Source organism: Methyloceanibacter sp. (assembly GCF_041573655.1).
Classification (GTDB): Bacteria; Pseudomonadota; Alphaproteobacteria; order Rhizobiales; family Methyloligellaceae; genus Methyloceanibacter.
On sequence record NZ_JBFFQD010000033.1, the window covers coordinates 1 to 22,125 of the forward strand.

General features: G+C 63.2%; 18 protein-coding genes, 1 tRNA gene and 1 pseudogene. 1 reads left to right on the forward strand and 19 read right to left on the reverse strand.

Annotated elements, in window-relative coordinates; all coding sequences use genetic code 11:
- The 14 genes and pseudogenes from ABY454_RS08715 to ABY454_RS08780 form a co-directional block, all read right to left on the reverse strand.
- Positions 1 to 195 (reverse strand): annotated as a pseudogene (locus tag ABY454_RS08715) (hypothetical protein); the annotation flags it as partial.
- A gap of 461 nt (positions 196 to 656) precedes the next feature.
- Positions 657 to 732, reverse strand: a tRNA-Lys gene (locus ABY454_RS08720).
- A gap of 123 nt (positions 733 to 855) precedes the next feature.
- On the reverse strand, positions 856 to 2,010 hold the full coding sequence (rodA, locus tag ABY454_RS08725; RefSeq protein WP_372929890.1) for a rod shape-determining protein RodA: 1,155 nt from the start codon (positions 2,008 to 2,010) through the stop codon (positions 856 to 858).
- Entirely contained in the window at positions 2,007 to 3,914 is a 1,908-nt protein-coding gene (gene mrdA / locus ABY454_RS08730) for a penicillin-binding protein 2 (protein WP_372929892.1), read from the reverse strand. The genes rodA and mrdA overlap by 4 nt, the downstream gene beginning before the upstream one ends.
- Positions 3,911 to 4,420, reverse strand: a complete 510-nt coding sequence (locus tag ABY454_RS08735) for a hypothetical protein (protein ID WP_372929893.1) — start codon at positions 4,418 to 4,420, stop codon at positions 3,911 to 3,913. Before ABY454_RS08735 ends, mrdA begins: the two co-directional genes overlap by 4 nt.
- Positions 4,417 to 5,397, reverse strand: a complete 981-nt coding sequence (gene mreC, locus ABY454_RS08740; RefSeq protein ID WP_372929895.1) for a rod shape-determining protein MreC — start codon at positions 5,395 to 5,397, stop codon at positions 4,417 to 4,419. The genes ABY454_RS08735 and mreC overlap by 4 nt, the downstream gene beginning before the upstream one ends.
- A gap of 96 nt (positions 5,398 to 5,493) precedes the next feature.
- Positions 5,494 to 6,531, reverse strand: a complete 1,038-nt coding sequence (locus ABY454_RS08745; protein WP_372929897.1) for a rod shape-determining protein — start codon at positions 6,529 to 6,531, stop codon at positions 5,494 to 5,496.
- Positions 6,532 to 6,838: 307 nt separating this feature from the next.
- Entirely contained in the window at positions 6,839 to 8,422 is a 1,584-nt protein-coding gene (locus ABY454_RS08750) for a 2-isopropylmalate synthase (protein ID WP_372929899.1), read from the reverse strand.
- Positions 8,423 to 8,771: 349 nt separating this feature from the next.
- The gene (locus ABY454_RS08755) at positions 8,772 to 10,562 is read right to left on the reverse strand and encodes a murein L,D-transpeptidase (protein WP_372929900.1); all 1,791 of its coding nucleotides are present in this window, start codon (positions 10,560 to 10,562) and stop codon (positions 8,772 to 8,774) included.
- 167 nt (positions 10,563 to 10,729) lie between these two features.
- On the reverse strand, positions 10,730 to 11,119 hold the full coding sequence (locus ABY454_RS08760) for a nuclear transport factor 2 family protein (protein WP_372929902.1): 390 nt from the start codon (positions 11,117 to 11,119) through the stop codon (positions 10,730 to 10,732).
- A gap of 12 nt (positions 11,120 to 11,131) precedes the next feature.
- The gene (locus ABY454_RS08765) at positions 11,132 to 11,743 is read right to left on the reverse strand and encodes a DUF2165 family protein (protein ID WP_372929904.1); all 612 of its coding nucleotides are present in this window, start codon (positions 11,741 to 11,743) and stop codon (positions 11,132 to 11,134) included.
- A gap of 140 nt (positions 11,744 to 11,883) precedes the next feature.
- Complete coding sequence (ilvC, locus tag ABY454_RS08770; protein ID WP_372929905.1) at positions 11,884 to 12,903, reverse strand: ketol-acid reductoisomerase; 1,020 nt, start codon at positions 12,901 to 12,903, stop codon at positions 11,884 to 11,886.
- 81 nt (positions 12,904 to 12,984) lie between these two features.
- Positions 12,985 to 13,527 carry an acetolactate synthase small subunit gene (gene ilvN / locus ABY454_RS08775; RefSeq protein WP_372929907.1) on the reverse strand — a complete coding sequence of 181 codons (543 nt, stop codon included), beginning with the start codon at positions 13,525 to 13,527 and terminating at the stop codon, positions 12,985 to 12,987.
- Positions 13,527 to 15,293: an acetolactate synthase 3 large subunit gene (locus ABY454_RS08780; RefSeq protein WP_372929908.1), complete on the reverse strand. Its 1,767-nt coding sequence runs from the start codon at positions 15,291 to 15,293 to the stop codon at positions 13,527 to 13,529. Before ABY454_RS08780 ends, ilvN begins: the two co-directional genes overlap by 1 nt.
- A 374-nt stretch (positions 15,294 to 15,667) precedes the next feature.
- Here ABY454_RS08780 and ABY454_RS08785 point away from each other — a divergent pair, with 374 nt between their 5' ends.
- On the forward strand, positions 15,668 to 17,605 hold the full coding sequence (locus ABY454_RS08785; protein ID WP_372929909.1) for a potassium transporter Kup: 1,938 nt from the start codon (positions 15,668 to 15,670) through the stop codon (positions 17,603 to 17,605).
- Between the two features lie 9 nt (positions 17,606 to 17,614).
- On the opposite strand, the gene miaA is transcribed toward ABY454_RS08785, so the two are convergent.
- The 5 genes from miaA to hflK form a co-directional block, all read right to left on the reverse strand.
- On the reverse strand, positions 17,615 to 18,544 hold the full coding sequence (gene miaA, locus ABY454_RS08790; RefSeq protein ID WP_372929910.1) for a tRNA (adenosine(37)-N6)-dimethylallyltransferase MiaA: 930 nt from the start codon (positions 18,542 to 18,544) through the stop codon (positions 17,615 to 17,617).
- A gap of 1 nt (position 18,545) precedes the next feature.
- Positions 18,546 to 20,018: a Do family serine endopeptidase gene (locus ABY454_RS08795; RefSeq protein ID WP_372929911.1), complete on the reverse strand. Its 1,473-nt coding sequence runs from the start codon at positions 20,016 to 20,018 to the stop codon at positions 18,546 to 18,548.
- 116 nt (positions 20,019 to 20,134) lie between these two features.
- Positions 20,135 to 20,320 (reverse strand): DUF2065 domain-containing protein, encoded by a 186-nt coding sequence (locus ABY454_RS08800; protein WP_372929913.1) that lies wholly within the window; start codon positions 20,318 to 20,320, stop codon positions 20,135 to 20,137.
- An 18-nt stretch (positions 20,321 to 20,338) separates the two neighbouring features.
- A complete protein-coding gene (hflC, locus tag ABY454_RS08805; RefSeq protein WP_372929915.1) occupies positions 20,339 to 21,295 on the reverse strand; it encodes a protease modulator HflC in 957 nt (318 codons plus the stop codon).
- On the reverse strand, positions 21,295 to 22,125 hold an 831-nt coding region (hflK, locus tag ABY454_RS08810; RefSeq protein WP_372929917.1), incomplete at its 5' end, for an FtsH protease activity modulator HflK. The genes hflK and hflC, both read right to left, overlap by 1 nt.

Genomic DNA, 22,125 nt, shown 5'->3' on the forward strand with positions numbered 1-22,125 from the left:
GATGAGATTGCCTTCGACAAGCACACTCATGCCCGTGGCAAGCTTGTCGGCCTTGCCGTCAAAGACATTGACGTTGATGAAAAGGGTCTGCGGTTTGGGCTCCTTTGCCGCCGCCCAAACCGGCGTGGTGAGCACAGCCGCCATACTCAGGCACGCAACAAGCCATGCCGCTGCAACCCCTCTGATCCGGGTCATTCCACTCTCCTCCCTTGCGCGAGCCGGAAGCAGTGGCCTCCCGCTATTCGTTGACGAAATCAAATTATGCAGACGAGGGAGGGGGCGTATATGGGTAATCCTACCCATACCGGTTGTAGAAGCCGACGTCCGCTTTTGGCACTTAGCTGACATCATGGCGTCCACTGTCAATGTCCGCTTCCAGACGTAAAGCAGACATAGATGCAACAGGGACCCTCTCAGGCCGCAACAGTGCAACGGTGCTGGGCGAGTAATGCGGAAGATGGACTACCACCTCCTGCAACTCCCTCTGGGTCCCATAGGGGCATGGGGGAAGCACAACGGCGCGAGAGGGTCACGCCATCGCGTCGCCTGAGGTCCCAGCGGGGCCAAATCGGAAGCTTTTTGCTATCAGTTGCTTCCAATATGCTTCCGGCTTGATCCTCACGGCTCGCACCAAGACTGTAAGTTATTGAAAGGAATGGTGGGCGCACAAGGACTCGAACCTTGGACCCGCTGATTAAGAGTCAGCTGCTCTACCAACTGAGCTATGCGCCCTGAATGCCTTGCCTCTTCGAGCCGCATCCGGATGGGCCTCACGCGGCCCAAGGGGGCTCCCCTTAGCATTGCCCCGGTCCGCCTGTCCAGTTCGCCTGGCCTTTAAATGGTTTGGCGGGCGGTTCACCACAAGGCCCGCACCTCCTGGCGCCGGAACGTGACCTTGCGGTTGACATGGGCGTTGAGCACGAAGCCGAGGCCGATGATCATGGTCAGCATTGAGGTGCCGCCATAGGAGACCAGCGGCAGCGGCACGCCGACCACGGGGACGAGCCCCGTGACCATGGCCACGTTGATGAACACATAGGCGGACAGGGTCAGCCCCACGCCTGCCGCCACCAACTTGGCGAACATGCTGCGGCAGCGCAGCGCCATATAGGTGATGAAGACAAGCGCTACAAGATAGAGCGCCAGCAGCACGACGGCGCCGATAAAACCCATTTCCTCGGCAAACATCGTGAAGATGAAGTCGGTGTGCTTCTCGGGCAGGAAATTGAGCTGGGCCTGGGTGCCCATCATATAGCCCTTGCCGGCAAGGCCGCCCGAGCCGATGGCGATCTTCGACTGAAGAATGTGATAGCCGGACCCGAGGGGGTCGCGCTCCGGATCGAAGAAGGTGAGCACACGCTCCTTCTGGTAGTCGTGCAGCATCTCCCAGGCGTGGGGCAAGGACACGATCACGCCGACAATGGCCGCGCCGAAATAGAACCAGCTGACGCCGGCCAGGAACAGCAGCCCGCCGCCGATGATGGCAAACAAAGCCGCGGTGCCGAGGTCCGGCTGAGCGAGCGCCAGCAACACGGGAACGCCAATCAGGAGCAGCGGCGGGATCAGCGCATCGGGGCGCCAGATCTTCTCCGGCGGCAGCCACTGGTAATAGCGCGCCAGCGCCAGGATGAGCGTGATCTTCATCATCTCCGAGGGCTGGAAGCTGAGTTCGCCCACGCCAAGCCAGCGCCGGGCGCCGCCGCTCTCCACGCCGATGAACGGCACCAGCAGCATGAGCAGCAAGACCGCGAGATAGAGCGGATAGGCTCCGTTTAGCCACCAACGGATGTCGGAAAAGGCCACGGCGAAGAGCAGCGCCAAGCCGATGCAGAACCGCACGACGTGGCGGGTCGCCCAGGGCTCGAACGTGCCACCTGCCACCGAATAGAGCGCGCCCGCGCCCACCAAGGCGATCCCGGCGACGAGCAGGAGAAACGGCCAGTTGAGGAGCCAAAGCTTCTTGCCGAGATTGAGCTTTGGTGCCGGGGTCTCGGCGAACAGCATCTTCATGGCGTGCCCTCTGCCGAGGCCAACTCAGAAGGAACGATGTGCGCATTGTTGGCGACGAAGGCGGGCCGGTTTGCGGTATCGCGTAAAAGAGCTTCCGTCATCACGTCGCGCACCACGGGCGCCGCCGCGCGCGATCCCCCACCGCCATGCTCCACGACACAGACCGCGGCATAGCGCGGCTTGTCCGCCGGCGCGAAGGCGACGAACAGAGCGTGCGTCTCCCGCTCATACGGGGACAGCTTGTGCTCGTTGCGCGAGGAGACCACTTGCGAGGTTCCGGTCTTGCCGGCCATCTGCACGCCGGGAATCTGCAACGCCGAGCGGCGGGCCGTTCCCCGCGGCTCGTTGACGACGCCGATCATGCCATTGCGGACGACCTCAAGATGCGCCGGATCAACCTCAAGCAAGGGCCATGGCTCGAACTGGTCTTCCTCCGACATGACGAGCTTGGGCAACACGGCCCGGCCCGTGGCCACGCGCGCCGTCATCACGGCGAGCTGGAGCGGCGTGGTCAGCACAAAACCCTGACCGATCCCGGAGATCACGGTCTCGCCCGTATACCAGGCATCAAAGAGTGCGCGGCGCTTCCAGGCAACGTCGGGGATCAGCCCGGGCTTCTCGCCGGCCAGTCCACAATCCAAGGTCCGGCCAAGACCGAAATGACGCGAAACGGAGGCGAGATAGTCGATGCCCATGCGCTTGGCCGTCTCGTAGAAGAAGACGTCGCACGACTGCTTGATCGCTTCATGCACATTGATACCGCCGCCATGGGCCTTCCAGCAGCGGAAACGCTTGCGGCCAACCGCGTAGCTCCCCGGACAGCGCATCGTCTCCTTCGTGTCGATCACCCCGGCGGAAAGACCAGCGAGTGCCGTAATCACTTTGTACGTCGACCCGGGTGGATATTGACCGCGGACGGCGCGGTTCTGCATCGGGTTGTCCTTACCCCTGGCCAGGTTGCGCCACTCTTTCGGGTCGGGATTGAAGGCGATCGCGTTGGGGTCGAAGCTCGGCGTCGACGCCATGGCGAGAACGCCACCGGTGAGGACGTCCATCAGGACCACCGATGCGACGCGATGCTCCTTAATGCGATCGAGCGCGATGGTCTGCAAATGGTGGTCGATCGTGAGAACGAGGTCCCTGCCCTTGGTGCTCGGCTTCGAGTCGAGTTCGCGGACGACGCGGCCATGCACGTCGACCTCGTATTTGATGTTGCCGGGGCTGCCTCGCAGCTCGGGATCGAAACTCTTCTCCACGCCGGCGCGGCCGGTGCGGAAACCCGGCAGCCGCATGACCGGGTCGACATCGACCTCCGCCTTACCGGCCATCCCGACATAGCCCACCACATGCCCCATGGGGCGGCCGTGATGGTATTGGCGGTAGGCAGCGCGATCCATGCGCATGCCGGGGATTTGCGGCGCGAGAACATTGAGCAGGGCGAATTGGCGCCATGTCAGTCCTTCGGCGACGAGCACGGGGTAATAGCCGCTTTGGCGGCGCGCGGCGCGCATCACGCGGCTGCGCGTGGCGGACGAGACGCGAACGACCCTGGACAGAGCATCCAGCGTTCCCGGCAAGCTCTTGCAGAACGCGGGCAGTACGAGGAGCCGCAAATTCTCTTTATCCTCGGCAATGACCGTGCCGAAGCGATCGTAGATGGCCCCGCGCGCGGGCGCGACGAGCTGCATCATGATCCGGTTTTCGTCGGATAGTAGGCGGTACTCGGACGAGTCCCGGATTTGCAGCTGGTGCAAGCGCCAGCCGAGGAGACCAAACAGACCCGCTTGACCTGCGCCGACGAGCAGCGCGCGGCGCGAGAACCGGTAGCTCTGTTTGCGCGTGTAGTCGGGCTTCTTCTTCGCACCGTAGTGGAGCGCCTTCGCCCTCTTGCTCCACTTTCTCATGCCCCACCCCGGAAGATTGCGTTCCGCTCATGCCCCAAGCGGCCATGGCGAACCCAGAGCAGGCCGTAAAGCACGACCGGAAACAGCACGACGGAGACGATGGCGCCAAAGGCGATCGGCCACCAGTCGATCCAGCGGAAGTAATAAAGTGAGGCGAGCAGCCAGCCGAACCCGGCGAGCCCGGTAACGAGCACGCTCCAGATGAGCCAATGACGGCCAAGGTCGCGGGTCTCGCCCAAGGAGCCCGCACGTCCGCCGACGGTGGCCCCGATCAGGCACATCAGCGCCCAATAGCCCAGCGGTCCGCCACTCATGAGGTCTGCGAGAAGACCTAGCCCCACGGCACCCGCCGGATGCAGGCCTGCGCCCGGAATGGCGCGCCAGCAGAACACCATCATCACTACGATCAGCGGCAGGATAAAGGTTGCATCGGCTGGCAATCCCCACGGCACCGCGGTGGCGACCACCGCAAATAAGACAGACAGAGCCGGGAGGAACTTGGTCATTGCCCCGCCTGCATCTGCGTTACGGGTGGTGGCGAGACCGCCGCGACAGGCCGCGAGGCGCTTGGCGCTTTCGCCTCGTCTCCGCTGGTAGGCGCGGCCGATAGAGCGCCCCCACCGCCATCGGTCGGCGGATCGGCACGGGTTATGGCCGGCGCGTCGAAGAACAACACGCTAACCGCATCGAGCGAGTTCAGCTCGGCATAGGGGCGCACCTTGTAGGCGCCCGCGGTGCCGGAGACCACGCCAACGCGCAAGCCCCGCGGCAATACGCCGTCGCTGCCCGAGGTGTAGACTTCGTCGCCCGGGTAGATGGCCGTGCCTTCGGGAATGAAGTCGAGCTGAAGTTCAGAACTATTGTCGCCCAAGGCCAACCCGCGCACGCCGGCCGGACCGGCCAGAACCGGAATGCGGCTGTTGAGGTCGTTGAGCAGGAGCACGCGGGCGACGGAATCGCCTGCGTCCACCGTACGGCCCACGAGGCCGTCGCCGTTGATCACGGCGTAGCCAATACGCAGACCGTCATTGCGGCCGAGATTGATCAAGGCGCTGCGCACGAAAGGCCCGCGCGCATCGGCAATGACCCGGCCCGTGGCGTAGACAAGCGCGGGCTCCTCCACGGCGTTCAACAACGACCGCAAATGCGCGACCTTTCGCTCAAGCAGCTTGGTCCGCCACTCCCACTGCTTGAGCTCCTCGTTCTCTTTCTTGAGCCGGTCGACCTCGTCGAAGGCGGCCAGGTACAGCCGCACGCGATCCATGCCGCGGCGCGCTTCGATGGCCGGCAGAGATGCCATTTCGAGCAGAGGCGCGCTGAGATCGACTAGGCCGTCGCGAGCGTCCGAGATCGCGCCATGGCCGATGCGGCTCAGCACGAGAAGAACCGCACAAAGGAAATAAAGGCCAAAACTCAGGAGCTCGACCGGCGCCCGCCAGGAGGGCCGGTGTCGACGGAACAACGGTGAACCGCGCTCGCGCATATGCCTCCACCCAGGAGCGCCTCGATAGCGCTCCACTCCCTACTCGCTTTGGGCCGCTTGATGCGCGCCCTTCTTGTTGCCCCGCTACCCTTAAAACTAGGGTTTGATTAGTAGATCGGCGATCTCATCCAACCGTTCCAAAGCCATGCCGGTTCCCCGGACCACGCAGCGCAGCGGGTCCTCGGCGATCTTGAACTTTACACCCGTCTCCTGCTGGAAACGCACATCGATCTTATCAAGAAGCGCGCCGCCGCCGGTGAGATAGATCCCGGCATCGCAGATATCTGCGGTCAATTCGGGCGGCACATCCGCGAGGGCCTGACGAATGCCACCGACAATCTGTTGGATCGGCAATGTTAGTGCGTCGGCGATCTCATGCGGCCCCAGCGTCACTTCCGTGGGGAAGCCGCGTTGCATGTCGCGGCCCTTGAGCTGAACGGCGACGTGGGTGCCGTTGGCCTTGGCGACGGCGGAGCCTGCTTCTTTTTTGATGGCCTCGGCATTGGTGGCGCCAATCAGCACATGGTGCTTGAAGCGGGAGTAGTTGACGATCGCCTCGTCCATGGCGTTTCCGGCCGTGCGGATCGACTTCGAATAGATGATGCTCCCCATGGACATCACGGCGATGTCCGTGGTGCCGCCGCCGATGTCCACGACCATGGACCCGCGCGGTTCCTTGATGGGGAGACCTGCGCCAATGGCCGCAGCCACCGGTTCCTCGATGAGATAGACGCGGCGCGCGCCAGCCGACAGGCCGGCCTCGTGGACCGCGCGGCGCTCAACCGACGTGGCGCTCGCCGGCACGCAGATCATGACCCGCGGGCTGCCGAATAACCGGCGCTTGTTAACGCGGCGAATGAAATATTTGATCATTTCTTCAGCCGCGTTGAAATCCGCGATGACGCCATCGCGCAACGGCTGAACGGTATCGATCTTGCTCGGCGTGCGCCCGAGCATCGTTTTGGCCTCTTGACCGGCGGCGATCACCTTCTGGTCGTCGCCGCGCTCCTCAATGGCAACCACGGATGGTTCGTCCAGAACGATCCCGCGCCCCGGGACATATACGACGGTGTTCGCCGTGCCGAGGTCGATGGCCATGTCTGCCGAGACAGACCCCAAGAGCCGCGAGAACATGCACCCGCCTCACAATCGGCTCGCCGCAGAAGCGGTGAGCCCTTAACGCTACCGATACTGCGCACGGCAGAAAATATGGCCGATCAAAGGGTTTCAGCCGCCGCCAGGCGCAAAGCCATGTTGCGTCAAATCGCGATGGCGAGCAATGCGTGATGCGCCGGAATCGCAAAAAACTCTTCGCTTGACGCGTTCAACTCTTGTGGGACGGCACCGGTTGCCGGGGTGCACCCGGCCAACCGTTGCGTCCTTGCCACATTTTCCGCAGATGCCCGCGACAGGAGCATGAAGGCCACGCAAATAAGGCGCCTCAGGAGGCGAGCATGGTCTCCGGCTTGCGCCGGCCCCCGCGCGCCAGGAGTTTGTTCAGCGCACTGACATAGGCTCTGGCGGAAGCGACCATCGTGTCGGTGTCGGAGCCACGGCCCGTGGCAATTTTGCCGTCGGCCTCCAGGCGCACCATCACCTCGGCCTGGGCGTCCGTGCCTTCCGTCACCGCGCTCACCTGATAGAGCGCCAGCCGCGCCTCATGGGGCACCAGCGCGCGAATGGCCTGGAACGTGGCGTCAACGGGACCGTCCCCGACGGCCTCGTACATTTGCTGCTTGCCATCCACATCGAGCGTGATGGTCGCCTTTTGGGGCCCGCCCGTGCCGGCGATCACGGTCAGCGCCACGACCTTGATCCGGTCATGGGCCGAGGCGATCTCCTGATCGACCAGCGCCTCGATGTCCTCGTCGTAGACGTGCTTCTTCGCGTCGGCCAAAGCCTTGAAGCGCACGAAGGCGTCCTCAAAAGCGTTGTCGCCGAGCTCGTAGGCCAGCTCCTTCAGCTTCTCGCGGAACGCATGGCGCCCGGAGTGCTTGCCCATCACCAGCGAGGACTCCTTCAGGCCAACGCTCTCCGGCGTCATGATCTCAAACGTGCCGGCATGTTTCAGAACGCCGTCCTGATGAATGCCGCTTTCATGGGCAAAGGCGTTCCGGCCGACAATCGCCTTGTTGTACTGGACGGGGAAGGCCGTCACGCGGGAGACGAGCTTGGAGGCGCGCGTCAAGTGGGTGGTGTCGACGCCGGTCCAGAACGGCATGACGTCCGAGCGCGTGTGGATCGCCATGACGATCTCTTCCAGCGCCGCATTGCCGGCCCGCTCGCCGAGCCCGTTGATGGCGCATTCCACTTGGCGGGCGCCCGCCGTCACGCCCGACAGGGAGTTCGCGACCGCCAGGCCCAAATCGTTGTGGCAGTGGGTCGAGAACACGATCGCATCGGCGCCCGGCACCCGCTCCTGAAGCATGCGGATCAGCGCGCCGAACTCATCGTGATACGCATAGCCAACCGTGTCGGGAATATTCACGGTGGTCGCGCCGGCCTTGATGGCGGCCTCGACGCAACGGCACAGGAAATCTTCCTCGGTGCGGGTTGCGTCCATGGCGGACCACTCGACATCGTCCGTGTAGCCGCGGGCGCGGGAGACCGATGCGGTGACCCGCTCCAGCACCTCTGCCTCCTCGATGCCCATCTGGTATTTGCGATGCAGCGGCGAGGTGCCGATGAAGGTGTGGATGCGGCCACGCTTGGCGGGCTTGATAGCCTCGGCGCAGCGATCGATGTCCTGGGGCTGGGCACGCGCCAATCCGCAGATCACGGAATTCTCCGCGCGGCGCGAGATCTCCTGGACGCTCTCGAAATCGCCTTGGCTGGCGATCGGGAAGCCCGCCTCGATCACGTCCACGCCCATTTCGTCGAGAAGCTCAGCGACCTCCAGCTTCTCGTCAAATGTCATGGTGGCGCCGGGGCATTGTTCCCCGTCGCGCAAAGTCGTGTCGAAAATGACCACGCGGTCCTTGTCGTCACGCGTTTGCCCCTTCTGGGCCTTGGTCTGCGAAGTCATGGTGCTCGTCCTTAAGCCATTGGCCTCAGCCTAACACGACTGGCGAGGCGCTTGAATCCTGGAGGGTTTTTCTTGCGATCCCCTGAACACCCGCCCTGACGCTAAGCCAAGACCGCCGGAGCTCAGGGGCGTCTAAGGAGGAGCTTGAGCGCGCGCGCGCGAGCACGGCCGGACGGAAATCCGCCGGTTGGAGCCGTGTTCAGTGTGGTCTTGCGCTGCATCGTCACCCTATTTCCGGCGAGGGCTTCAGGCCTCGCGATGGCTGGAAAATAGTGAGAACCGACCCGAAGAGCAAGGGGCAGCCCCAGTCTCGGCCTGGAAGAACGAGGACTTGCCCGCGATGCGTGGTCTAGAAGTCGAAGATGCCGCCAAACGGGTTGCCGCTGGACCGCCGCCGAACCGTGCGGCGCCCGTAGTTGGCGGAGGAGGAGACCGTCGCATTGTCCGGCAGACCCGCAGGAATCGGCCTTCCATTCAACGCGGCAACCATCCGCCGGTCATGGCCATACAGATCGCGGTGCTGCTGGAGCTTGCCGTTCTCGTCCACGACCGCGGTGAAGTAGGTCAGATACACGGGAATGTTCTGCTTCAGGAGGATCTTGTTGGCGTTGGCACCGCTCTGCATGGCGGAGGAGACCCGCGCGGCCGTCCAGTCCTGATCGTGTTTCAGCAAAACGGTCGCGAACTGATCGGGGTTCTGCACGCGCATGCAGCCATGGCTCTCGGCGCGGACGGCATTGGCGAACAAGTGCTTCTGCGTCGTGTCATGCAGATAGACATCGTGGCTATTGGGGAAGCGGAACTTGACGAGCCCCAGGACATTGCGCGGTCCCGGCGGCTGATAGACTTCGTAACGGCGAATATCGGACCGGCCCCAGTCGATCGTGTCAGGATCGATGTCGCGGCCGCTCACACCACGGATGCGCAAGCCCTGACGCTTCAGGACGGAGGTATCCCATCCACCGCTAAAAAAGCCGCCGCCACGCCGGAGGTATGGCGCGATCTCATTGGTCTTAATGGAGTTCGGCACATACCAATTTGGGCGGAAGACGATTTCTTCCATTTCATCGTTGAAGATTGGCGTCTGGGTGTGCGTCTTGCCGACGACCACGCGGGATTCCCAGACCGTGCCTTCATCGCCCTTCACACTGACCTTAAACGCCGGGATGTTCACCTTGACGTAAAAGCTGCCCAGGTCCTGCGGTAGCCAGCGATAGCGCTCCATGTTGACGAGGAGCAGATCGATCTTCTGCTGCCCGCTGACCTGCGGCGCCGCCGCCTCATTTCCGTTCAACAAGCGCCGCGTGCCACGGCCGACGATACCGTCGGCCTTGCCGCCTTGGGTGCGCTGAAAGGCTTTAACCGCTTCACGCAGCTCCGCGTCGAAGACGTATTCGTTGGCACCGTCCTTCACGGGCACTTCGAGCCGCTTCCTAAGCAGAGCGACCTGCCCGTGCTCGACACCCAGCTTCAGGGCCGGGCCTGCGGGAATGACAACATCCTCGGGACCCGACACCTCTTGTTGCTGGGGGGCGTTCCCCCCACGCTCGGCAATGAGCTCTTTACGGAGAGCCTCGAATTGCGGGTGGGTCGGCTGGAAACTCCGCAAGTAGGCAGCAGGATCGGAGCGAATGGCAATGAAGGCGAGCACTTCGGCCGGCTTCGGCAGGAAGAGGCTGGGATCCAGGTTCTTGCTGAGGCTTTGCGGAGTGATGCGCCCGCCCCGGGCATCGCTGGCGTACTCGATCGCCGCCGCGCTGATCTTCAGCTCCGCATCCGCCAAAGTCTCTATGGCGTTGGGGGCGGCAGGATTGAACCCGGAGAGCTTCGGCAATTTATAGTCGGAGGTGCGCAGGCCATAGTCGTCGGCTTTGGCGATCTCCGCCATGACCGCCTTGCCGCGCTTGGTGAGGCCGTTCTCGTCGACCCAGAGCGGCTTGCGGCCCGAAACGGAATAGTATTCGGCGAGCGCGATCTGCTCGGCGACGTCGGGCATGGAGTTCGCGCCAACTTGGTCCTGGATGGCGATCCGGATCGCCTCCGTCTTGCCGATTAGCTCGGCCGGACCATCGGGCTCGGCTGCCAGACCTGGAAGGCTGACCCCGACCGCCAGGGCGATTCCCAAGGCGATGGCTCTCATAAAATCTGCTCCCTCTAGCCCCGCGCTTGAGGACGAATCCGTCCTTTTCCCGTTCAGTTTGGCGGATTATGCGCCAACCGCTATTAGCAGACCACCCAAATCCGGCCCTGAAATGGCAAGTCTCACAGGATTGTGCAAGACCCCAGGCGACCAAAAAACTCCCGGCCCTATCCGGCGAGCGCCGTGTCCAGGAACTCGATGAAGGAGACCACCTTCCCGTTCCGGATTTCAATGAAGTCGGCCAGTTCGCTGGTATGGATCTCGCCGGACGTAACCTGGTGGACGGTAGCACGCCAGCGCACTGCAACCTTGTTGTCCTCAACGAGGAGGTCGAGAATGGTTAAGTTCTCTAATTCGAGCGTATCCACAATGGTCTGGAGCAGCGCCATCACCCCTTCGTGGCCCTCGGCGACGGTGGCCAACAGGCTGTGCCCCGGCGAGCCCGCGATCTGGAAGGTGGCGTCGTCGGCGAATATCCCGGCGAGCACGTCCATGTCGCCTGTCACCCGGGCGTCGTAGAGGCCCAAAACGAAGGCCTCGATCTCATCGCGGTTCATCTCGAAGTCTCCCTACGCGGTGTCGGTGCGGCGGCGCCCTTTGTCGGTGCGGCGGCGGGTGGGGTTACGCGTCTTGGACGCAGCCTTCTTGGGCGCCGTCCTCTTGGCCTGGGGCGCTTTGGCCGGCGCGGGCAGATCGCCGTCGGCCTGGTTCACGAAGATCAGCACGGCCAGCGCGGTGACATAGAAGCGGAAGGCTGCATCCTGGCCGTTCCAGGTTTGCGACTGCCACATGGCGAACCACTCCCCGCCGATCACCATGAAGCCGAAGAACCAGATGAGGAAGGCGGCGAGCGCGCCGGCGATCGTGAGCCCCTTGGCGCCATTGAACGCGAGCCCCGAAGCATGCCGCTCCTGCCACAGGCAAATGGCGCCGGCCAGGAACAGGACACCCGCCACGATCTGGCTGGCGATGATCAACCCAAAGGCGGCGCTCCACAGCTCGGGACTGGTGATCGACCGGTACATCAACGCATTGCCTGGAAACGTCGTGTCCATGCTGAGCACGTGCTTCACGAACAGGAAGTTCGTGCTGTAGTCGGTCAGGTTGGTGAACGCGACGAGCAGGCAGAAGATCGCCAGGCTCAGCACCATCACGATCTTGGCGTAGCGGGTGATCAGCATGGCGGTTCCCCTCTCCCGGCGTCACGGATCACATCATAGATCGACCCTACCGGCGACTGGATTCGGATTTGATGACACCGGAAAGACGAACGGCCGGGGATTCCCGGCCATTCTCTCAAGTCTTCGGTGACGCAAGGTCCCTAGTTCTTGGCCTTGTCGACCATCTTGCGCTCGGCGATCCACGGCATCATGTCGCGCAGCTTCTTGCCGACGACCTCCATGTCGTGGTCGTCGCATTTGGCGCGCATGGCCTTGAAGCTCGGCTGGTTGATCTTGTTCTCGAGCATCCAATCCTTCACGAACTTGCCTGACTGGATATCGCTCAAGACGTCCTTCATGGCGGCTTTGCTCTGCTCGTTCACCACGCGGGGGCCCGAGACGTACTCGCCGTACTCGGCGGTGTTGGACACGGAGTAGTTCATGTTGGCGATGCCGCCTTCATAGATGAGGTCGACGATCAGCTTCACCTCGTGGACACACTCGAAATAGGCCATCTCAGGGGCATAGCCTGCCTCGACCAACGTCTCGAAGCCGTTGCGCATCAGCTCGACAAGGCCGCCGCAGAGCACGGCCTGCTCGCCGAACAGGTCGGTCTCGCATTCCTCGCGGAACGTGGTCTCGATGATGCCGGCGCGGCCGCCGCCGATCGCCGAAGCATAAGAGAGCGACAGGTCGTGGGCGTTGCCGGTCGCGTCTTGCGCGATGGCCACGAGGCACGGCACGCCGGCGCCGCGCTTATATTCGGCGCGGACCGTGTGGCCGGGGCCTTTCGGCGCCACCATGCACACGTCCATGTCGGCGCGCGGCTCGATGAGATTGAAGTGGATGTTGAGGCCGTGGGCGAAGAGCAGCGCCGCGCCCTGCTTCATGTTGGGCTTGAGGTCGTTCTCCCAGATACCGGCCTGGAGCTCGTCCGGGGTGAGCATCATCACCACGTCGGCCCATTTGGCGGCGTCGGCCACGGACATGACCTTGAGCCCCTCGCCCTCAGCCTTGGCGGCGGAGCTGGAGCCCTCACGCAAGCCAACAGCCACCTCTTTGACGCCGGACTCCTTCAGGTTCAGCGCATGCGCGTGTCCCTGACTGCCATAGCCAATAATGGCGACCTTCTTACCCTTGATCAGATTGAGATCGGCATCCCGATCGTAATAGACACGCATACCTCTTCCCTTCGTCGTCTAAATCCAATGTGACGGCTCGGCCCGGGTTGTGCCGCCGGACCGGCGAAAAAACAAGTGGCGTTACATCCGCTCCGCCCCGCGGGCAATTGCCGCAAGGCCTGTGCGGCAGACCTCGACCAGGCCGAGCGGCTGCATCAGGGCGATGAATTCCTCGATGCGCGACTGCTCGCCGGTGATCTCAAAGACGAAATGCTCGGTGGACGAGTCGATGATCTCGGCGTGAAACGCCTCGGCCAGACCAAGCGCCTCGACCCGCTTCTCGCCGGTGCCTGCCACCTTGAGTAACGCGAGCTCGCGCTCGATGGGCTGGCCGAGCACGGTCAGATCGGTGACCGAGTGGATCGGCACGAGCCGGTCGAGCTGATGCTTGATCTGCTCGATGACCATGGGCGTGCCGGTGGTCACGATGGTGATGCGCGACAGATGCGCCTCGTGCTCGGTCTCCGACACGGTCAGCGACTCGATGTTGTAGCCGCGGCCAGAGAACAGACCGATGACGCGCGCGAGAACGCCGGGTTCGTTGTCGACCAGCACGCTGATCGTATGCGACTCCGGGTTCTGCTCTTGCTTGTCGAGCGAGTATGCGGACCCAGGCTGCGTCATTACACCATCACCTTGCCTTCGTCGGTGATGGCGTTCTCGATGTCCTCTTCGGTGACGTCGTCGCCCATCAGCATGTTGTTGTGCGCCTCCCCGCTCGGGATCATGGGGAAGCAATTGGCATGCTTATGGACCCGGCAATCGAAAATGACCGGGCGCGGCGTCTCGATCATCTCGCGGATGGCGTCGTCCAGCTCCGACGGCTTCTCCGCGCGAATGCCGACGGCTTGATACGCCTCCGCCAACTTGACGAAGTCGGGCAACGCCTCGGTGTAGGAATGCGAGTAGCGGCCGCCATGGAGCAGCTCCTGCCACTGACGGACCATGCCCATGTACTCGTTGTTCAAGATAAAGATCTTGATGGGCAGGTCGTACTGCACCGCCGTCGACATCTCCTGCATGGTCATGAGCACCGACGCTTCGCCCGCGATATCGATGACGAGCGAGTCCGGGTGCGCCATCTGCACGCCAACCGCGGCCGGAATGCCATAGCCCATGGTTCCGAGCCCGCCGGAGGTCATCCAGCGGTTCGGCTCGTCGAAGTGGAAGTGCTGAGCCGCCCACATCTGATGCTGGCCGACTTCCGTGGTGACATATACGTCCTTGCCGCGCGTCAGCTCGAACAGCCGCTGAACGGCGTATTGCGGCATGATGATATCGTCGCGGTTCTTGTAGTGCAGGCACTTACGCGCGCGCCATGTGTCGATCTGGTCCCACCAAGTCTTCAGTGCCGGCTTATCGACTTTCGGCTTCTTCTTTTTCCACGCCGCGATCATCTGGTTCAGCACGTGGTCGCAATCGCCAACGATGGGGATGTCGACCTGGACGTTCTTGTTGATCGAGGACGGGTCGATGTCGACGTGGATCTTCTTGGAGCCCGGCGAGAAGGCGTCGACACGCCCCGTGATACGGTCGTCGAAGCGCGCGCCGATGCAGATCATCACGTCGCAATCGTGCATCGCGTTGTTCGCTTCATAAGTGCCGTGCATACCGAGCATGCCGAGCCATTGCTTGTCCGATGCCGGAAAGGCACCTAGCCCCATCAGGGTCGAGGTGATCGGATAGCCGGTCATGTGCACCAGCTCACGCAGCCGCTCGCTGGCGGCGGGCCCTGCGTTGATGACGCCACCGCCGGTATAGAAGATCGGACGCTTGGCGGTTGCCATCGCCTCAACAGCAGCTTCGACCGCGGCGGAATCGCCTTCCTTGGGCGGGCGGTAGCTCTTGTGCTGCGAGTTCGACAGCCCGGCGTAGAGGCCGGATGCAAACTGGATGTCCTTGGGGATATCGACCACGACAGGACCGGGCCGGCCCGAACGCGCCACATAGAACGCCTCGTGCAAGACGGTCGACAACTGGTCAACGTCTTTCACCAGATAGTTGTGCTTGGTACAGGGGCGCGTGATGCCGACCGTGTCGCATTCCTGGAACGCATCGTTACCGATCAGGTGGGTCGGCACCTGTCCGGTGATGCAGACAACGGGGATCGAATCCATCAGCGCGTCGGTCAGGCCTGTGACGGCGTTCGTCGCGCCCGGGCCCGATGTCACAAGCACGACGCCGACCTTGCCGGTGGAGCGGGCATAGCCTTCGGCGGCGTGAACCGCACCCTGCTCGTGGCGGACGAGCACGTGCTTCAGCCGGTCTTGCTGGAACAGCTCGTCATAGATCGGCAGAACGGCGCCGCCGGGATAGCCGAAGATGTGCTCGACGCCCTGGTCGGCGAGAGCCTCCAGCACAATTTGGGCGCCTGTCATCGTGCGTGACATTGTCTCTACTCATTGGCAACACCGGGCCGTCGCGGCTGGACGCAGCCGCTGCCCTGGTGGAAACGCTAAAGAATGGCGGAAAACGCCGGTGTAAGCCGCGCACCCTAAGCGGTGCATGACAACGGGTCAACGAGAATTGCGAATGAATGACAAGCTTAACGCTCTATTGCTTTGTGAAAATTACCCGCGCTGGGGTGCGCATGGCCATTTATTGCGCGCTGAGGTGCGGCCTTTGGCGCCTGTTATCTGTGCCAAGAACCGTCCTAGACAACAGCCCACGATCCGCTTATGTCCCTACGGCTCTCAAGGGGCCCGCGGCGCTTGGGCCAAGCGCGAACGCGCCAACAACAACGCCCTTCCCCACACCGGTTTGAATGCAGCAATCGGCTAGCTCAGAAACGCTCGTTGCCAACGGTAACGGCAATGGCAACGGCAACGGCGCCCCCGCTCTTTCCAAGCGCGCGTTCTGGGCGCTGACCTTCGGCTCGATCGGTGTCGTCTATGGCGACATCGGCACGAGCCCGCTCTACGCGCTGCGTGTCGCGGTGCTGGCCGCCGGTGGCGAGCACGGCATCGTCACACAAGCGGCGGTGTACGGCGTGCTGTCGTTGATCTTCTGGTCGCTGTTCATCGTCGTCACCCTGAAATACGTGCTGGTGCTGCTGCGTGCCGACAATAACGGCGAAGGCGGCACGCTGGCGTTGACGGCGCTGGCCTTTACCGCCGTCGGCAAACGCACGCCTTTGGTTCTCGCACTGGGCATTGTCGGCGCCTCGATGTTCTATGGCTCGACGCTGATCACGCCGGCCCTGTCCGTGCTCTCGGCGGTCGAAGGTCTGAACGTGGCGACGGACGCGTTTGAGCCTTACGTGCTGCCCATCACGGTGATCATTCTGATTGCGCTGTTCTCCGTGCAAAGCCACGGCACCGCGAAGGTGTCGGCGTTGTTTGCGCCCATCACCACAGTCTGGTTCCTCGTCATCGCCATCGCCGGCGCTTACGAGATCGCGCAGAACCCGCGCATCCTCTTCGCGCTCAATCCGTATTACGGGCTCAACTTCCTTTTCACCCACGGCATTATCGGCCTTGTCACGCTCGGCGCGGTGTTCCTCGTGGTGACCGGCTCCGAGGCGCTCTACAACGACCTTGGCCATTTCGGGCGGCGGCCTATTCAGACGGCGTGGCTGATCCTCGTGCTGCCGGCCTTGCTCTTGAACTATTTCGGCCAAGGCGCGCTGGTCCTGCTCCAGCCGGAGACGATTTCCAACCCGTTCTACCTGCTGTTTCCCGAATGGGCGCTCTATCCCATGGTGGCGCTCGCCGCGATGGCAACCGCTATCGCCAGCCAGGCCGTGATCACGGGCGCGTACTCCATCACAAGGCAGGCCATGCAACTCGGCCTCCTGCCCCGCATGGAGGTGCGCCACACCTCGGAGTCTCAAGCCGGCCAGATCTATATGCCGCGCGTGAACTGGCTGCTTCTGGTCGGCGTGCTGCTCCTGGTCTTCATGTTCCGCTCGTCGAGCGAACTCGCGTCAGCCTATGTGCTGGCCGTGGCCGCCACTGAATGGGTGGCGGGCATTCTCGGCTTTATCGTGATCTGGCTACTGTGGCGCTGGAAGTTCATCTGGGTCGTCGCACTGATGGCGCCGCTCATCTTCGTCGATACGGCGTTCGTCATGGCCAGCACGCTGAAGCTGGCCGAAGGCGCTTGGCTTCCGGTTCTTGTCGGCGTCATGTTGGTCGTCATCATGGTCACTTGGCGGCGCGGCACGCGCCTACTGGCGCAGAAGACGCGGCGCGTGGAAGTTCCCTTCGCCCCGCTCATCAAGAACCTCGAAGAGAAGCCGCCCCATGTCGTACCCGGCACGGCCGTGTTCCTGACTGCGGATCCGGATTTCGCGCCCACCGCACTGCTGCACAACCTGAAGCACAACAAGGTGCTTCACGAGCACAACGTGATCTTGACCATCGAGAACGAGGACATTCCGCGCGTGAAGATCCGCGACCGGGTGCAAATCGAACCGGTGAGCGACAGGTTCATGCGCATCACATTGCGTTTTGGTTTTATGGAGCGGCCCAACGTCCCGAAGGCTCTGGCCGTCGCAAGTCGGAAAGGTTGGCAGTTCGACATCATGACGACGTCGTTCTTCCTCTCGAGCCGCTCGATCCGGCCCGATGCGCGCTCAGGCATGCCGCAATGGCAGGACCGGCTTTACGTGTTCCTGGCGCACAACGCCGACGATGCGTCGAGCTACTTCCAGCTCCCGACGGACCGCGTGGTCCAGATCGGCACGCAGGTCACGGTGTAGGCACCAAAGTTACGGTGTAGCGCGGCTCGCGGCGGCCACTGCGGTTTCGCTGTCCGGAAACCACCCCCAATCCGTCATGAACCGTTTCAGCCACGTCATCTGACGCTTGGCGTAGCGCCGCGACTCCGTCTTGGCTTTTATGGCGGCCTCCTCCCGCGTCATGCGGCCAGCCAGATAGGCCGATAGCTCCCGCACGCCAAGGGCGCGCATGGCCGGCAAGCCGGGATCCAAGCCGAGCGCCATGAGGGCCTCCACCTCCGCGACGGCACCCGCCTCGATCATGCGGTCGAAGCGTGCATCGATGACCGCATAGAGCGGCTCGCGCTCCGGCGCAACGACGAGCTTCCGAGCCGAAGCACGCGCGACAATCGGCGTGCCCTCGCGACCTTGCCACTCCGCCAGGGAGACATCTGTCGCGTCGATGACCTCGAGCGCGCGCACGACGCGCTGCGGATCTCTGGGCTGCAGCCGCGCTGCCATAACGGGGTCGCGGGCCATGAGCTCCTGGTGGAGATCTTCCGGTGAAAGCACATTTGCCTGGCCGCGCCAAAACGCCCGCACCTCGGCGGGAATGTCGGGCACGGGCGACAAGCCTTCGAGCAGCGTCTTGAAGTAGAGCCCGGTCCCGCCGACCAGGATCGGCATCCGCCCTGCGTCGCGTGCCTCCGCAATGGCGGCGCCCGCATCGTCCAGCCAACGGCCCACGGAATAGGCCTCGTTGGCGGGCACGGTGCCATAGAGGCGATGGGGAACGGCGGCCGTCTCGGCCGCATCCGGCCGCGCGCTGAGCATGGAAAGCTCGCGATAGACCTGCATGGAGTCGGCGTTGATGACCGTGCCCGCAAGCTGCTCGGCAAGCGCGAGCGCCGCAGCGGACTTGCCGCTCGCGGTGGGCCCGGCAATGAGGATTATCTCGGAGCGGCTCGTCGAGGCGGTCACGCTAGCTCGTCGGAACGGCAACGAAGCGCAGTTCGCCCTTGGCGTCGGACAACAGCAGCAGGACTCGCCGGCGCCCCGAGCGCTTGACGGCTTGAAGCCGCGAGACGACATCTTGCGGCTGGCGCACTTCTTCCTGCGTGACCTCCACGATCACGTCGCCCGGCTTCACCTTCTTTTTAGCGGCAGGGCTGTCCGGCGTGACATCGGTGATGACGACGCCCTCGACGTTTCCGCTGATGCCATATTTGTTCCGCAGGTCGTTGGTAAGCGGCGCGATGGAGAGGCCGAGAAGGTCATCTCCATCCTGTTCGCGCATTGGGGCCGCCTCGGCCTCCTTGTCCTCATCCTGCTCGGGCAAGCGGCCGATCTTGACCGTGACCTCCTTGGTCTCGCCGCCGCGCATGAGCTGAACAGGAACGTCCTTGCCGATCGTGGCGCCAACCACGGCACGGGGCAGATCGCGCATGTTGGCGATCGATTGCCCGTCGAAATCGACGATCACGTCTCGCGGTTCGATTCCCGCCGCCGCCGCGGGCCCATCAGGTGTTACTGAAGCCACCAACGCACCGCGCGGGGGGTTGAGCCCCAGGCTCTCGGCGATCTCCTCGGTGACGTTCTGGACATGGACGCCAAGCCAGCCCCGGCGCGTCTCGCCATACTCCTTCAGCTGGCTCAAGACCTTCGTCGCCGAGTTGGAGGGCACCGCGAAGCCGATGCCGATCGACCCGCCCGTCGGCGAGATAATGGCGGTGTTCACACCGATGACCTCGCCCTCCATGTTGAACAGCGGACCGCCGGAATTGCCGCGGTTGATGGCGGCGTCGGTCTGAATGAAGTCGTCGTAAGGTCCGGCGTTGATGTCGCGTTTCGTGGCTGAAACGACGCCGACCGTGACGCTGCCGCCGAGACCAAACGGATTGCCGATGGCCATGACCCAATCGCCGACCCGCAACTTGGACGAGTCGCCAAAGGAGATGGCCGTCAGGGGCTTCTTGGGTTCGACCTTGAGCAGCGCCAGGTCGGTCTTGGGGTCGTGGCCCAGGATCTTGGTGACCTTGAGCTTCGTACCGTCGATGAAGTTGATGATGATCTCGTCGGCGCCCTCGATGACGTGATTGTTAGTCACGATCAATCCGGAAGGGTCGATGACGAAGCCGGAGCCGAGCGAACTCACCCGCCGCGGCATGCCGTCGGGGCCCTCGTCGTCGAAGAAATCGTCGAAGAACTCTTCGAAAGGCGAACCCTTGGGTCCCTTGCGGCCCGGCGCGGCGTCCGACGGTCCCTCGAGCGTCTGTGTGGTGGAGATGTTCACCACCGCGTCTTGCAGGCCCTCGGCAATGTCGGCCACTGAGGCGGGCCCGCGCGCCAAGCCAGGGGTCGCGGCGAGCAGCACAAGACAACCGACCAGGCTCCAAACCCAGCGCCGCGCGGCCGGGTGCGGTCCTTGCTGATACCGGTTGCCTCTTTGGAACATCGAACGAGCACTCCCTTGCCAACGCAGGCAGCCAACCCAAACCGGACCGCCAAAGCAGCCGCTATCTTACCGAATATCGGACGATGTGAACGAGAATCCGTTGCTGCCGGCCACGCCTAGCCACGGACGAACCAAACAATCAGGACACCGGCCGCAACCGCGACGGTGCCGGCAAGGCGAAGGGACGATTCAGGGGTCTCAGACGCCACCTGCAGGAGCTTGCGCCCCAGCCGCGGGACCAACGCCCAAACCAAGCCTTCGATCACCAGAACAAGACCGACGGCGACTACGAGTTCGTCCATGTTCGTCGGGCCGCTTGGCTAGGGTGAGGACGGGGCGACGCTCGTGCCGCTCCTGGCCCTATCTTCCGTTGCCGTCGGCTTTGGCAGGCTCGACGAGGACCCGCCAGGGCCGCCCGCCGCGTCGTTGAAGTACTGGAAGAACTGCGAATCGGGGCTGAGCAGCATCCTCGTATCGCCGGACCTCAACGACCCTTTATAGGCCTGCATGGAGCGGTAGAAGGCGAAGAAGTCGGCATCTTTGCCGAAGGCGTCGGCAAAGACGCGGTTCTTCTCCGCATCGCCCGTACCGCGGATTCTCTCCGACTCGCCCGTGGCGTCGGCCTTCACCACCGTGACCTGGCGGTCGGCATCGGCACGGATGCGGCGCGACGCCTCCTCACCTTCGGCGCGGATTTCGGCGGCCTCACGTTGCCGCTCGGTTTGCATGCGCCGGTAAATGGCAAGGCTGTTGGCTTCCGGCAGATCCGCGCGTTTGATGCGCACATCGACCACCGTGATGCCAAAGGACTTGGCTTTGGCGTTCAACTCACTCGTGATCTTCCGCATGAGATCGTTGCGGTCGTCGCGCACCACCGCCTCAAAGCTGGCGGCGCCAAGCACGCGACGAAGCGCGGCTTCGAGAAAGGCGCTGAGCTGCGTCCGCGCACCGGTCTCGTTGTTCACACTTTGATAGAACAGCAGCGGGTTGGTGATGCGCCAGCGGGCGAAGGCATCCACGACGAGGCGCTTCTGGTCGGCAGCGATCACCTCTTGCGGCGCCGAGTCGAGATCAAGCAGACGCTTGTCGAAGAGCTGGACGTTCTGAATGAACGGAATCTTGTAGTTGAGGCCGGGCTCGGTGATGAGCCGCTTGGGCTTGCCGAACTCGAGCACCAGAGCCTGCTGCGTCTGGTAGACGGTGAACAGCGTCAGGTAGGCCGCAATGACGGCCAATCCGATGAGGACAAGTAGAACTGTCAGAGCTGTGCGCTTCATTACTGCTGCCCTCCGGTCTGGGGTGCCGGCGCGGGCGCCGACGTGGGGGGCAGCCGCTTCTGCAACTCCGAAAGCGGTAGATACGGAACAACGCCGCCGCTCTTCTCGTCGATGATGATCTTGTCCGTGTTGGAGAAGACCTCTTGCATGGTCTCGATGAAGATGCGCTTGCGCGTGACGTCGGGCGCCTTCTGATATTCTTGCAAGACTTTTTCGAAACGGTCCGCCTCACCCTTGGCTTCGGCGATCACCCGGTCGCGATAGCCTTGCGCATTTTGCAAGATGCGTTCGGCCGCACCGCGGGCTTCCGGAACAACGCGGTTGGCGTAGGCTTGCGCCTCGTTCTGCAAGCGCTCCTCGTCGGCGCGCGCGGCCTGCACGTCGCGGAAGGCATCAATGACTTGCGCCGGCGGGTCGACCTTTTGCAGCTGAACCTGGACGATCTCGATACCGGCGCCGTAGCCATCCAGGATCCCCTGGATCAACTGCTGCACCTTGGATTCGGTCTCGGCGCGAGCCGCGGTCAAAATCGGCTCGATATCGCTTTGGCCGACGATCTCACGCATGGCGCTTTCGGAGACGTCCTTCACCGTGCCTTCCGGGTTCTGGATGTTGAAGAGATAGTCCGGTGCGTCGTTGATCTTCCAGACAACAACGAAATCGATATCGACGATGTTCTCGTCGCCGGTCAGCATCAGGCTCTCTTCGGGCACGTCGCGCACGGAGCGCGTCGATCCGCGGTCCGAGGACCCGCGCATGCCGATCTCGATGCGGTTGATCCGCGTGAACTTGGGCAGTTCCACCTCTTCGATCGGGTACGGCAGGCGGAA